The organism is Sulfitobacter mediterraneus (genome assembly GCF_003054325.1).
Lineage (GTDB): Bacteria > Pseudomonadota > Alphaproteobacteria > Rhodobacterales > Rhodobacteraceae > Sulfitobacter > Sulfitobacter mediterraneus.
In genome coordinates this window covers 192162-206004 of the sequence record NZ_QBKU01000002.1, presented here as the reverse complement: position 1 = coordinate 206004, position 13843 = coordinate 192162, and the positions used below count along the sequence as shown (strand labels likewise).

Genomic DNA, 13843 nt, shown 5'->3' with positions numbered 1-13843 from the left:
GCCTCCAATCAGCCATTCATGGCTGAACATCTGCCCCTCGATCTGCCGGATGACCCCAAGCTGGCCGGCAACATCACCCATTTCGCCCGCGCCCTGCGGCGGGCCGGGTTGCCGATTGGCCCCGGACGGGTGATCGACGCGATCCGCGCCGTGCAGGTGGCGGGGTTCACCGAGAAACGGGATTTCTATTGGACCCTGCATGCCTGTTTCGTGAACCGGCCCGAACACCGCCGGGTCTTTGCACAGATCTTCCGGCTGTATTGGCGCGATCCACGCTATCTGGAACATATGATGTCGGCGATGTTGCCTGCGATCCGCGGGGTACAGGAGGACAGACCGGCGCAAGCGGCAGAGAAACGCGCGGCCGAGGCTTTGTTAGACGGCGCAGAGGCGCCACTACCGCAGGATGAAGACGAGACCGCTCAGGATGATCCACTATTGGAAGTGGACGCCAGCCTGACCATGTCGGCCACCGAACGGTTGCGCCAACTGGATTTTGAACAGATGAGCCTTGCCGAAATAGCGCAGGCCAAACGCATGCTGGCGCGGCTCACGTTGCCGGTCAAACCCTTGCCATCGCGGCGGGCCATGGCCGCGCCGCGCGGTAGGATTGATGCCGCCCGCACCCTGCGCGGGGCGCTGCGCAAAGGCGGGGAGATGCATCATCTGGCGCTCAGAACTCCGCGACCGCGTTATCCCAATCTGGTGGTGCTTTGCGACATCTCAGGGTCCATGAGCCAGTATTCGCGGATGATCCTGCATTTTCTGCATGCGGTCAGTAACACCAAGGGGGCCGGATGGGCCAAGGTGCATGCCTTTACCTTTGGCACCCGGCTGACCAACATCACCCGCCATCTGGCCACCCGCGATGTGGATGCAGCGCTGGCGGCGGCGGGGGCCGAGGCGCAGGACTGGGAAGGCGGCACCCGGATCGGGGCCAGTCTGGAGGCGTTCAACCGCGATTGGTCGCGTCGGGTGATGGGGCAGGGCGCGGTTGTCTTGTTAATCACCGATGGGTTGGACCGGGACGCGCCCGAAGATCTGTCGCGGCAGATACAGCGTCTGCACCTGACGGCGCGGCGGTTGATTTGGTTGAATCCGCTGCTGCGTTGGGACGGGTTTGCGCCCAAGGCGGCAGGTATTCGCGCAATGTTGCCCCATGTGGACAGTTTCCGCGCCGGTCATTCGATTGGATCGTTGGAGGCCTTGGCCGAAGCCCTATCGCGGCCTGATGACAGCGGCGAAAAGCAGCGCCTGTTGCAGGCCATGGAGCATTGAGCGGCTGCGCCGCATTCGATTTTTGATTTTAAAGGTATTTCGCTGCGGGCTCACCTGACCCAAAGGGTCCGGGGCGCATCCCATGCTTGAGCCCTGTCTGCCCGATCATCCCGCCCCGCTCAAGTCAAATAGCCGTATCCCCTGCGGGGGCCCTCGGCGATTTGGCTTGATCGTGACGTGCGGATCGGGCCGCCCGTGCACAAGCAAGGGCGGCTCCGGACCCAAAAGATCAGGCGAAGGTGTCCGCAAAGGTATTGCGGTAGATGGTTTTGAGCTCTTCCAGCGGGGCCGAGGTGCCGCCGAAGGACACATCACGGCCGCCGAATTTGCCCACTGTGTGCAGGGGCAGACCTGCGGCACCTGCAGCTGTCATCAAAGCTTCGGCCTGATCAAAGTTGCAGGCGATCAGGTAGCGGGCCTGATCTTCGCCAAAGAGCGTTGGCGTGTCGGCGGCATCGAGGGTGATGCCCACGTCTGCGGCTTCGGCCATTTCAAAGGCGGCCAGAGCCAGCCCGCCATCGCTGAGGTCGGTGCAGGCTTTGATCAGGTCGCGGTTGGCGCGGATGAAATCGCCGTGGGCTTTTTCTGCGGCCAGATCGACATGGGGTGCATCGCCATCTGCGCGGCCAAAGACCTGCGCCAGAAGAGCCGATTGACCAAGGTGGCCCTCGGTGTCGCCCAGAACAAGCGCCACATGGCCTTCGCGGACTTCGCAGCCGATCAAATCGTCGGTGTGATCCAGCAGTCCTACTGCGCCGATGGTGGGCGTGGGCAGGATCGCGGTACCGTCGGTTTCGTTGTAGAGCGAGACATTGCCCGAGACGATGGGCATATCCAGCGCCTCAACCGCGGCGCCGATGCCTTTGATGGCACCCACGAACTGGCCCATGATCTGCGGCTTTTCGGGGTTGCCGAAGTTCATGTTGTCGGTGGTGGCCAAGGGCCGTGATCCTACGGCGCTGAGGTTCCGGTAAGCTTCGGCGACGGCTTGTTTGCCGCCTTCAAAGGGGTTCGCCTTGACATAGCGCGGGGTCACATCAGAGGTGAAAGCAATCGCCTTGTCGGTGCCATGCACCCGGATGATGCCCGCGCCAAGGCCGGGATTGCGCGCCGTGTCGCCCATCACCATGGTGTCATATTGTTCATAGACCCATGATTTCGCGGCATAGTTCGGATCACCGATCAGCGCCTTGAGCCCGTCAATCGGATCGACGCCCGGCACATCACCCATCGGTTCGGCGGGGGGCGTTTCGACCCAAGGGCGATCATATTCGGGGGCGGTGGAGGCCAATTTGCTGAGCGGCAGGTCGGCTTTGACTTCGCCGTTCAGCATGATCAAGAACCGGTCATCGGCCAGTGTTTCACCAACAATGGCAAAATCCAGATCCCATTTGTCAAAGACTGCCTTTGCTTCGGCCTCAAGCTCGGGGCGCAGCACCATGAGCATGCGTTCCTGTGATTCCGACAGCATCATTTCATAGGCGGTCATGTTCTCTTCGCGCGTGGGCACCTTTTCCAGATCAAGGCGCACGCCAAGCTTGCCCTTGTCGCCCATTTCCACAGCAGAGCAGGTCAGGCCTGCCGCGCCCATATCCTGGATCGAGATCACCGCACCTGTCGCCATCAGCTCCAGCGTGGCTTCCATCAGGCGTTTTTCGGTGAAGGGATCGCCAACCTGCACCGTGGGGCGTTTCTCTTCGATTGTGTCGTCAAATTCGGCCGAAGCCATCGTCGCGCCGCCAACGCCGTCGCGGCCTGTCTTTGCACCGAGGTAGACCACGGGCATACCAACGCCAGAGGCAGCGGAGTAGAAGATCTTGTCGGCATCAGCGAGGCCTGCGGCAAAGGCATTGACCAAACAATTGCCGTCATAGGCCGCATCAAAGCGCACTTCGCCGCCTACGGTGGGCACCCCAAAGCAATTGCCGTAGCCGCCGACGCCGGCCACCACACCATGCACCAACTGGCGGGTTTTGGGGTGATCGAGGCGGCCAAAGCTGAGCGCGTTCATCGCCGCGATGGGGCGGGCGCCCATGGTGAAGACATCGCGCAGGATGCCGCCCACGCCTGTGGCCGCACCTTGATAGGGTTCGATGTAGGAGGGGTGATTGTGGCTTTCCATTTTGAAAACCAGCGCCTGACCATCACCGATGTCCACGATGCCAGCATTTTCGCCGGGGCCGCAGATGACCTGCGGGCCTTCCGTGGGCAGGGTGCGGAGCCACTTTTTGGAGGACTTATACGAGCAATGTTCGTTCCACATCGCCGAGAAGATGCCCATTTCGGTATAGTTGGGGGCGCGGCCGAGGATCGCGTTCACTTCGGCGTATTCATCCGGGGTGAAGCCATGTGCGGCAATGATGTCTTCGGTGATGGCTGGTTCGGTCATGCGCGGTCCCCTTCGGCATTGATGCCGCGTCTCTTAGAGGATGGGCGGGCGCGGGGGAAGGGGGATACGCAAAAATGGGCGGCTTTCCGATGTGGAAAGCCGCCCCTTGGTGCAGGGATGCCCAATTGGGCGATCCGTTTACATCACGATGACAGTTGTGCGCGTTTCGTCATCGGCCTTGGAGCCCTGTTGGGCCTTGAGGTAAAGTTCGTCTGCCGTGGTGTCGATCACGATCTGGCCGTTGTCGAGGCGCAGACTGTCCGGCAGAAGGGTCACGACCAGAACTTCGGCGTCAATCTTGGTATCTTCTTCCAGATCCACGACCATTTCCGGGTTGCCTTGGCCGTCAAAACTGATGCCTTTGACCACGCCCAGCACTTCGCCGTCCTGGGTTTCAAAATTTGCACCTACGGAGGCTTTTACCGCCGCATATTCGGCGTCGGTGAGGCTCATGGTGGTGGGGTCATAATCGGCGATGCCGAGACCGTAGCGCTTGTTGTCCGTATCATAATTGTTGAGGGTCGAACCGCCATCGGTCGCTGGCACATTCGCGCTCACTTCAGGCGAGTTGGTTGGCAGCTCATCGGCGATGGTGCCGCTTGCATAGGCCATAGGGGCAGCGATCAGGGTGGCGATTGTGGTGGATGTCAGCAAAAACTTGCGTGTCATGGTGTAAACTCCTTCATTCGTTACTCGTGGTCCGCATCGTCAGCGGTGTACGGTGAGACAACGGATGCCTAGGTGGTAAGTTCCGAGAAAGTTTGGAGTTTCGGCTGAAAGTCGGCTTAATCAATTGTTTTTGCGTGGCAAAATTGGGGGATGTTTTCTGGGGCCGGTGCCGTTCTGTGCCGGACTGGATGCAGGTATCCGTCATATTCCGACGGGCGCGGAGGAAGCCATTGCGCATTTGCGCAAAAAAAAGGCCGAGCATAACGCTCGGCCAAGTCCAACAGGGAGGTATGAAGCGACGCGCCCTCGGGCTGTCAATCTTCATGATGGTCAATTAGGCAGCAGTGCTGCTTCGATCAAGTCAGTTTTGACCATTTAGTAAGCATGTCCGGTATGCGCTTGATGCATAGCTTAGTCTTTTTCTTTTTCTCTCAACTGCTTGCGGTAAGAAATGATCTCATCCTGAACAAAGTCTTTGAAGGCCGCAACGCGCTTGGATTGGCGCAATTCTTCGGGGTAGGCCAGAAAAACAGGCACATCTGCCGACTCAACTTCGGGCAGGACTTGCACCAGATCGGGAAAATCCTGTGTCAAATAGTCCGGTAAGACCCCGATCCCGAGATCATGCAGAACCCCCTGCAGCACGCCGAAGTAGTTGTTCACGGTGAGCATGGACCGCACATCATTCAGCATCAGTTGCTGTACTAGGTTCTGACCGGCCGCAACTTGATCGCTGTCGGTGTTCTGGCAAATCAGGCGGTGGTTTGATACTTCTTCGATGGTTTGGGGTGTGCCGTTTTCAGCCAGATACTTGGGGCTGGCATAAAGACACATGCGCACATTCATCAGGCGTTTGCGGATCAGGTCGGCTTGGGAGGGTTCTTTCATGCGGATAGCCACATCAGCCTCGCGCATCGGCAGATCCAGCACCCGTTCTTCAAGCATCAGGTCGACCTTCAGATCGGGGTATTTCTCATAAAGTTTCGGCAGGCGCGGCGCCAACCACAGGGTGCCAAAGCCGGTGGTGGTGGTGACGCGCAATTCGCCAAACACTTCTTCTTCGCTGTCGCGGATACGTGCAGCGGCGGCATCAACGCGTTTGGTCATCGCGGATGTCGCATCAAACAGAAGTTCGCCCTGTTCTGTCAGGATCAGCCCTCGCGCATGGCGGTGAAACAGGTTCGTGTTAAGCTGTTCTTCGAGGCCGCGAATCTGTCTTGATACGGCCGATTGCGACAGGTTCAGTTTCTCGCCCGCGTGGGTCAGAGAACCCGCATCCGCTACGGCGTGAAAAATTCTGAGTTTGTCCCAATCCATCGTCTCGCGATCCTATTCTTTTTTGCGTTAGTCCTAACCTAAATTGGACCAAAAGACAGGGGCTGGTTCGGCAGATTTGTACTTATGCACAAAAAATACGCTATACAGGTCAGTAATTGTGACCTATATAGCCGCCAATATCTGATTGCCATCGCGCCCTAAGGGAGGACCGCCATGACTGCCCCCAAGATTTCGCTGAACGACCGTTTTGATCTGGAAAAATCACCTGTGCTGCTCAATGGCACGCAGGCGCTTGTGCGTCTGATGATGATGCAATCGGCGCGGGACCGGGCCGCGGGCCTGAACACCGCCGGCCATTGCACCGGTTATCGCGGCAGCCCGCTGGGTGCGGTCGATTTGCAGATGAGCAAGGCACAAAAGCTGTTGGCGGATTATGATGTCAGCTTTCAACCGGGCCTGAACGAAGATCTGGCGGCCACTGCCCTTTGGGGGACACAGCAGGCCGAACTGCGCGGCGAAGGCAAATACGACGGTGTCTTTGGTCTGTGGTACGGCAAAGGCCCCGGTGTGGACCGCACAGGCGATGTGATGCGCCACGCCAATATGGCGGGCAGTTCCAAACATGGCGGTATCCTGATGGCGATGGGAGATGACCACACAGGCGAATCCTCCACCGTGCTGCACCAATCGGAATGGGCGATGGTGGATGCCTATATGCCCGTGGTCAGCCCTGCGGGCGTTCAGGAAATTCTGGATTACGGGATCTATGGCTGGGCTTTGTCGCGGTTCTCGGGCCTTTGGGTGGGGCTTAAGACGATGAAAGACACCGTAGAGGCCACAAGCGTGGTCAACGGTGATCCGAACCGGATGAAACTGGTCACGCCAGAGTTCGATATGCCTGAAGGCGGGCTAAACATTCGTTTGGGTGACACGCCGCATCTGCAAGAAACCCGGATGATTGATTACAAACGTTATGCCGCCGAAGCGTTTAGCCATGCCAACAAGATGGACAAACGCATGTGGGGCAAGCGGGGGGCCAAAATCGGCTTTGCCGCTGCGGGCAAGAACTGGTTGGATCTGCTGCACGCGATGAGCTTGCTGAACATCGACGAGAACGAAGCCGAGCGGCTGGGCATCACCCTGTATAAGATCGGGCAGACCTTCCCGCTTGATATGAAGGGCTTTCATGAGTGGGCCGAAGGGCTTGATCTGGTTGTGGTGGTGGAAGAAAAGCGCAAGCTGATCGAGGTGCAGATCAAAGAGGCACTGTTCTCGGACCAACACCGCCGTGTTTATGGTTGGTACAAGGGCGGCGGCGCAGGGCTTGAGCATGGCGAGGAACTGTTCCCGACGCGCGGGGCGCTTGATCCGATCCTGATTGCGGAAAAGATTGGTGGTATCCTGCTTGAAGAAGGGCGCGAGACCGATGGTATCCGTGCCGGGCTTGAGGCATTGGACAATGCCCGCCGCGCCGACAATGCTGAGGATATCGCAGCGCGTTTGCCGTATTTCTGCTCAGGCTGTCCGCATAATTCGTCAACCAAACTGCCCGAGGGCGCGCGCGCCTATGCCGGCATTGGCTGTCACTACATGGTGCAGTGGATGGACCGTGAGACAACCGGCTTTACCCATATGGGCGGTGAGGGCGCGAACTGGATCGGTGAGGCGCCGTTCTCAAACCGCAAGCATGTGTTCCAGAACCTTGGTGATGGCACCTACAACCACTCGGGTGTTCAGGCGATCCGTGCCGCCCTCGCGGCAGGCACCAACATCACCTACAAGATCCTGTACAATGATGCGGTTGCCATGACCGGCGGCCAGCACAACGAGGGTGATCTAAGCGCCCCGCGCATCGTTGCGGAATTGCGGGCGATGGGGGTCAAGAACCTTGTCGTGGTCTATGACGAGAAAGAAGACGTCGATTTTGCCGCATTCAAAGGCGTTGAACTGTTTGAACGCGCCGAGCTGATGAATGTGCAGAAACGCTTTGAAAAAATCGAAGGCGTGAGCGCGATTGTCTATATCCAGACCTGCGCCGCCGAGAAACGTCGCCGCCGCAAGCGGGGCCTCTTCCCTGATCCGGACAAGCGGGTGTTTATCAATGATGCGGTTTGTGAGGGATGCGGTGATTGCGGCGTACAGTCCAACTGTGTCTCGATCGTGCCTAATGAGACCGAACTGGGCCGCAAACGCGCCATTGATCAATCGTCTTGCAACAAGGACTTTTCCTGCGTCAAAGGGTTCTGTCCATCCTTTGTGACCCTCGAAGGGGCCAAGATCCGCAAAGACCCGACCACCGAGATCACGATCCCTGATCTGCCGATGCCAGAGCTGCCCAAGATCGACGGCACCCATAACGTGGTGATCACCGGCGTGGGCGGCACGGGCGTTGTGACCATCGGTGCATTGCTGGCGCAAGCCGCTCAGCTCGATGGCAAGGGTGCTGGCATGATGGAGATGGCGGGCCTCGCGCAAAAGGGCGGTGCGGTGCATATCCACTGCCGCTTGGCCGAGCGGCCCGAGGACATCAGCGCCATCCGCGTGGCCACAGGTGAGGCACATGCGCTGATCGGCGGTGATCTGGTGGTCTCTGCGGGGAATAAGACGCTGGGCTTGACCAAGATGGGGCAAACCGGTGCGGTGGTGAACTCGCATCAGATCATCACGGGCGATTTCACCCGCGATACAGAATTCCAGTTGCCTTATGACCGGCTTGAACTGGCATTGCAGGCGCGGCTCAAGGATGATGTGGCGCTGTTTGACGCCTCTGATCTGGCCAAAGCGGCGCTGGGCGATAGCATTTTCTCCAACATGATGGTGTTTGGTGCGGCTTGGCAGCAGGGGCTTTTGCCGCTGTCACTGGAAAGCCTGCAAGAGGCCATCCGCATGAACGGTGCCGCAGTAGAGCGGAACTTGCGGGCCTTCGAGATCGGGCGCTGGGCGGTTTTGTATCCGCAGGACGCCGCAGAGGTCAGCAAACCCAAAGTGATCGAACTGCCCAAGACGCTGAACGACAAGATCACTTATCGCAAAGAGCATTTGATCGCGTTCCAAGGCAAACGGTTGGCCAAACGTTATGGCAAAATGCTGGATGGGATTTCCGATGCGGCGGTCAAAGAGGCAGCCGCGCAAGGCTATCACAAGCTGCTTGCCTACAAAGACGAATACGAAGTGGCGCGTCTGCTGCTGCAAAGCCGTGACAAGGCGCGGGCCGAGTTTGACGGTGACTTCAAGATGACCTTCAACCTTGCGCCGCCAATGCTGGGGGGCAAAGGGCCGGATGGTCGCCCCAAGAAACGTGAGTTTGGCGAATGGCTGGAGACGCCTTTGCGCCTGCTGGCCAAGATGAAGGGCCTGCGCGGCACACCGCTTGACCCCTTTGGCCGCACATCAGAACGCAAGATGGAACGGGCGCTGATCAAACAATATGAGCGTGATATGGCTGAGGTTCTGCCGCTGCTCAGCGAACAGACACGCGATGCCATTGTTGCGCTTGCCGAATTGCCCTTGCAGATCAGGGGGTTTGGCCCGGTGAAAGAGGCCAATGAAACCAAGGCCGCCAAGCGCCGCGAAGAGCTGTTGTCGGTGATCCGGGCGGGCGGCACCAAAACATCCAAGGCGGCTGAATAACTTCGTCATGTAATCTTCGCAAAACCGTCGTAAAGGGGGGCAGGGTGCCTGCCTCCCTTAACGACCGGAAGACCGATGACCAAAGACACAGACGCATCCACCCGCGATATCTCTTACGCCTATTCCGCCGCGTCGCGCGGTGGGCGGGCCTTGATCCGGTTGATGGAGAACAGCACCGGGCGGCTTGGGCTGATCCGCCGTGCCTCTGGCTATGAAACTGAAATGCAGGGCGGACGCTGCTTTTTTGATGTGATGGCCGAGCGCTATGGGCTGAGCCTTGAGATCGCCGGTGGTTCTTTGGCCAATATCCCGCGCCATGGCCCCGTGATTGTGATTGCGAACCATCCCTACGGCATTCTGGATGGCCTGATGCTGGGGCGGATGCTCTCACAGGCGCGTGGGGATTTTCGGATTGTTGCGCATTCGGTGTTCGGACGTGCGCCCGATCTGGGCAAACACCTGCTGCCCATCAGTTTTGATGAGGATAAAGCGGCACTGGCGCTGAATATCCAGACCCGCAAAACCGCGCTTGATTATCTGGGGCAGGGCGGCGCCATCGGCATTTTTCCGGGGGGCACCGTTAGCACTGGGGCAAAACCGTTTTCCAAGCCGATGGATCCGGTTTGGCGCAGCTTTACCGCGAGGATGATTGCCAAATCAGAAGCCACTGTGGTGCCTGTCTTTTTTGATGGTCATACCAGCCGTATGTTCCAGATTGCCAGCCATTTGCACAGCACATTGCGCATGGGGCTGTTGATCAAGGAATTCCGCAAACGGGTTGATACGCCGGTCCGTGTGGCCATCGGCGCCCCAATCACCCGCGACATTCTGAACCCGCTTGCCAAAGACAGCAAAGCGATGATGGATTTCCTGCGAAAAGCCACCTATGAGTTGTCCGCAGAGCCAGATCTCGCTTGCGAGCTGGGCTTTGAATTTGAAGAGCGGCATCGCGCCGCAAGGTGACAGAGACATGGCAGTAGGTATTTTTGACAGCGGCCTTGGCGGGCTGACAGTTCTGGACGCGGTGCAAAAGCGCCTTCCGGATGCGGATTTTGTGTATCTGGCGGACAGCGCCCATGCGCCATACGGCGTGCGCACCGCCGATGATATCTATGACCTGACCGTGGCCGCCACGCAGCGGCTGTTTGATGCGGGCTGTGATCTGGTGATCCTGGCCTGCAATACCGCCTCTGCCGCAGCGTTGCGGCGGATGCAGGAAAGCTGGGTGCCCGAAGACAAGCGTGTTCTGGGTGTGTTTGTCCCGTTGATCGAAGCCATGACCGAACGGCAGTGGGGCGACAATTCGCCACCCCGAGAAGTTGGCCTGAAACATGTCGCGCTTTTCGCGACACCGGCGACCGTCGCCTCTCGCGCGTTTCAGCGCGAATTGGCGTTTCGGGCGATTGGCGTGGACGTTGAGGCGCAGGCCTGCGGCGGGATTGTCGATGCCATCGAGGATGGTGATTTCATTCTGGCCGAAGCGATGGTGCGCAGCCATGTTGATGCGCTCAAACGCAAGATGCCCGATCCAGAAGCGGCGATCTTGGGATGCACCCATTATCCCTTGATGCAAAAGGCCTTTCAGGATGCGCTGGGCGCGGATGTGAAAGTATTTTCGCAGGCCTCTTTGGTGGCCGAAAGCCTTGCCGATTATCTGGAACGGCACCCAAATATGATCGGCGGCGGCACATCGTCGTTTTTGACAACGGGTGATCCAAAACGGGTCAGCAGCCGCGCAACACAGTTTCTGCGACGAGAAATCACATTTACCGCCGCCTGAAACTCTTGCACATCATACCCAAAGTGGGACCGACACATGACCTATAATATCGCCATCCTTGGCGCGTCCGGCTATACCGGCGCAGAACTGATCCGGCTGATCGCTGGCCATTCTTCTATGACAATCAAAGCCTTGGGAGGGAACTCCAAGGCCGGGCAGCAGATGTCTGAGGTGTTTCCGCACCTGCGCCATTTGGACCTGCCCGAACTGGTGACCATCGAAGATATCGATTTTTCTCAGATTGACCTGTGTTTCTGCGCCCTGCCGCACAAGACCTCGCAGCAGGTGATCGCCGCATTGCCCAAAACCTTGAAAATTGTCGATCTGTCTGCGGATTTCCGGCTGCGCGATCCGGCGGAATACGAGAAATGGTATGGCAACCCCCATGCCGCGCTGGAACAGCAGAAAGAGGCGGTTTACGGGCTGACCGAATTTTACCGCAAAGAAATCGCAGCGGCGCGGCTTGTCGCTGGCACAGGTTGCAATGCGGCCACCGGGCAATTTGCACTGCGTCCCTTGGTGGCGGCAGGGGTGATTGATCTGGACGAGATCATTCTGGATCTGAAATGCGCGGTTTCCGGCGCGGGCCGGGCTCTGAAGGAAAATCTGCTGCATGCAGAGCTGTCAGAGGGCTATCACGCCTATGCGCTTGGCAGCACGCACCGGCACTTGGGCGAGTTTGATCAGGAGTTTTCGGCGATCGCGGGACGCACCGTTCAGGTGCAGTTCACGCCGCATCTTGTGCCTGCAAACCGCGGCATTCTGGCGACCTGCTATGTCAAAGGATCAGCAGACGAGATCCACGCGACCTTGCAAAAAGCCTATTCGGATGAGCCGTTTATCGAGGTGCTGCCGATGGGCGAGGCGCCCAGTACACGGCATATTCGCGGATCGAACTTCTGCCATATCGGGGTTGTTGCGGACCGCGTTGAAGGCCGCGTGATCGTGGTTGCAGCGCTCGACAATTTGACCAAGGGGTCCAGCGGGCAGGCCTTGCAGAACGCCAATCTGATGTTAGGTCTGGAAGAGACCGAGGGGCTTATGATGGCTCCGTTGTTTCCGTGAGGTGCTATGAAAAGCCTTAAAAAACAAAGGCGTATTCAGGTGATTGCAGTGACGGTGGTGGCGTTGATCGCCGCCACGGCGCTGATCGGTTATGCCTTGCAGGACGGTATCAATTTCTTCCGCTCACCCAGCCAGGTGATGGAGGAACCGCCCGCCGCAAGTGAGGTGTTTCGCATTGGCGGTCTGGTCGAAGACGGATCATTGGTGCGCGGCGATGGTGAGACTGTCCGCTTTAGCGTGACTGACGGCGGCGCGACCGTTCCGGTGACGTTTACCGGTGTTCTGCCGGATCTGTTTGAGGAAAACCAAGGTATGGTAGGCACGGGGCGCTACATCAATGGTGTCTTCGAAGCGACTGAAATTCTTGCCAAACATGACGAGACCTACATGCCCAAGGAGGTTGTGGACGCGCTTAAGGAACAGGGCGTCTATCAAGAGCCGGACAGCTAGACCGCGCGGTGCCCTGAGAGGTGATTAACCTTTCTGACCTTCCCTTTGCCGATCAATCGGTGAGGGACGGATGCAAACAGTCAGACAAATCGCAGAACAGATTGTCGCCCGCGAGGGCGGCTATGTGAACGATCCCGATGATCCGGGTGGCGCGACAAAATTTGGTGTCACGATCCACACCATGCGGCGCCTCGGCGTGGACTTGACGGGTGATGGCAAGGTGACCGCTGCGGATGTCCGCCAGCTTAGCCGGGCGCAGGCCACAGATATCTTTGTCCGACATTATTTTGAACAGCCGCGGATTGGTGATCTGCCCGAGGCGCTACAGCCAAGCGTTTTTGATATGTATGTCAACGCGGGCGCCAATGCGGTGAAAATCCTGCAACGGCTTTTGTGCGATATGGGGTTTCCGGTGGCGGTGGATGGGGCGCTTGGACCGCAAAGCATTGCCGCCGCTGCACAAGCGATGACAGCCGCCCCGGATCATCTGTTGGATGCCTACGGTATCGCGCGGCGCAATTACTATTTCCGCCTTGCGGATCGTCGACCTTCCAGCCGCAAATATGCTCGCACAAGGGCGGGGGGCAAAGGCGGCTGGATCAAACGGGCCGAAGAATTCATTGATCCCAAATACCATCTCAGCACAGTGGAATTTGAGCAAAGGACCGCAGCATGGGGATGATCGAACGCATTCTCGGATTTGTTTTTGGCAGCAACAGCAGGGCCTTGCGCGACACGGTTGAAGTGTTCCGCGAAAACGCAGAGGCTGGCGCAGGGCGCAGTGCCGAGGTCCAGAAACAAGCAATGAGCCAGCTGGGCGCGGAATTTGCCATGCCGCGTTTGGGCCGGTTTGATCGGTTTATGGATGGCTTGAACCGGCTGCCACGTCCGGCATTGGCACTTGGCACACTGGGGCTGTTCGTTTCCGCAATGGTCCATCCATTGTGGTTTGCCGAACGGATGCAGGGGATCGCGTTGGTGCCAGAGCCGCTTTGGTGGCTGCTGGGCGTGATCGTGTCATTTTATTTCGGGGCGCGACATCAGGTCAAAGCGCAGGATTTTCAGCGTGACATCGCCGCCAGTATGATCCGTGTGCCGCAGATGATTGAGAATGTACAAGCGCTTGAAAAGATGCGGTTTGTCAATGGTCAGGCCGCCCAGACTGGCCCTGATGCAGCCCTCGAAACCGCCAGCCTAGCGCCGCAAGAGAACCCGGCTCTCATCGCATGGCAGGCCGCGCGACGCTGACTGCGACGCTTTGCGCTGAAACGTGATGTAAAAGGCCATGGAAAGGGGGCAGCCTG

11 protein-coding genes are annotated in these 13843 nt (G+C 58.5%); 8 read left to right on the top strand and 3 right to left on the bottom strand.

Annotated elements, in window-relative coordinates:
• Positions 1-18 precede the first annotated feature (18 nt).
• Positions 19-1278, top strand: a complete 1260-nt coding sequence (locus C8N31_RS04100; protein ID WP_025049002.1) for a vWA domain-containing protein — start codon at positions 19-21, stop codon at positions 1276-1278.
• Between the two features lie 229 nt (positions 1279-1507).
• Here C8N31_RS04100 and purL read toward each other — a convergent pair whose 3' ends face one another.
• The 3 genes from purL to C8N31_RS04085 all read right to left on the bottom strand — a co-directional run bounded on the left by purL (position 1508) and on the right by C8N31_RS04085 (position 5653).
• Positions 1508-3667, bottom strand: a complete 2160-nt coding sequence (gene purL, locus C8N31_RS04095) for a phosphoribosylformylglycinamidine synthase subunit PurL (RefSeq protein WP_025049003.1) — start codon at positions 3665-3667, stop codon at positions 1508-1510.
• 138 nt (positions 3668-3805) lie between these two features.
• Entirely contained in the window at positions 3806-4336 is a 531-nt protein-coding gene (locus C8N31_RS04090; protein WP_025049004.1) for a hypothetical protein, read from the bottom strand.
• Positions 4337-4747: 411 nt separating this feature from the next.
• Positions 4748-5653 (bottom strand): LysR family transcriptional regulator, encoded by a 906-nt coding sequence (locus C8N31_RS04085; RefSeq protein ID WP_025049005.1) that lies wholly within the window; start codon positions 5651-5653, stop codon positions 4748-4750.
• Positions 5654-5827: 174 nt separating this feature from the next.
• Here C8N31_RS04085 and C8N31_RS04080 point away from each other — a divergent pair, with 174 nt between their 5' ends.
• The 7 genes from C8N31_RS04080 (at position 5828) to C8N31_RS04050 (ending at position 13787) form a co-directional block, all read left to right on the top strand.
• Positions 5828-9244 (top strand): indolepyruvate ferredoxin oxidoreductase family protein, encoded by a 3417-nt coding sequence (locus tag C8N31_RS04080; RefSeq protein WP_025049006.1) that lies wholly within the window; start codon positions 5828-5830, stop codon positions 9242-9244.
• 75 nt (positions 9245-9319) lie between these two features.
• The gene (locus C8N31_RS04075; RefSeq protein ID WP_025049007.1) at positions 9320-10207 is read left to right on the top strand and encodes a lysophospholipid acyltransferase family protein; all 888 of its coding nucleotides are present in this window, start codon (positions 9320-9322) and stop codon (positions 10205-10207) included.
• Positions 10208-10214: 7 nt separating this feature from the next.
• On the top strand, positions 10215-11024 hold the full coding sequence (murI, locus tag C8N31_RS04070; protein ID WP_025049008.1) for a glutamate racemase: 810 nt from the start codon (positions 10215-10217) through the stop codon (positions 11022-11024).
• Between the two features lie 36 nt (positions 11025-11060).
• Positions 11061-12089, top strand: a complete 1029-nt coding sequence (gene argC / locus C8N31_RS04065) for an N-acetyl-gamma-glutamyl-phosphate reductase (protein WP_025049009.1) — start codon at positions 11061-11063, stop codon at positions 12087-12089.
• Positions 12090-12095: 6 nt separating this feature from the next.
• A complete protein-coding gene (gene ccmE / locus C8N31_RS04060; protein ID WP_025049010.1) occupies positions 12096-12539 on the top strand; it encodes a cytochrome c maturation protein CcmE in 444 nt (147 codons plus the stop codon).
• A gap of 70 nt (positions 12540-12609) precedes the next feature.
• Positions 12610-13221 (top strand): holin-associated N-acetylmuramidase, encoded by a 612-nt coding sequence (locus tag C8N31_RS04055; protein ID WP_025049011.1) that lies wholly within the window; start codon positions 12610-12612, stop codon positions 13219-13221.
• A complete protein-coding gene (locus C8N31_RS04050; RefSeq protein WP_025049012.1) occupies positions 13212-13787 on the top strand; it encodes a holin family protein in 576 nt (191 codons plus the stop codon). Before C8N31_RS04055 ends, C8N31_RS04050 begins: the two co-directional genes overlap by 10 nt.
• Positions 13788-13843: the final 56 nt, after the last annotated feature.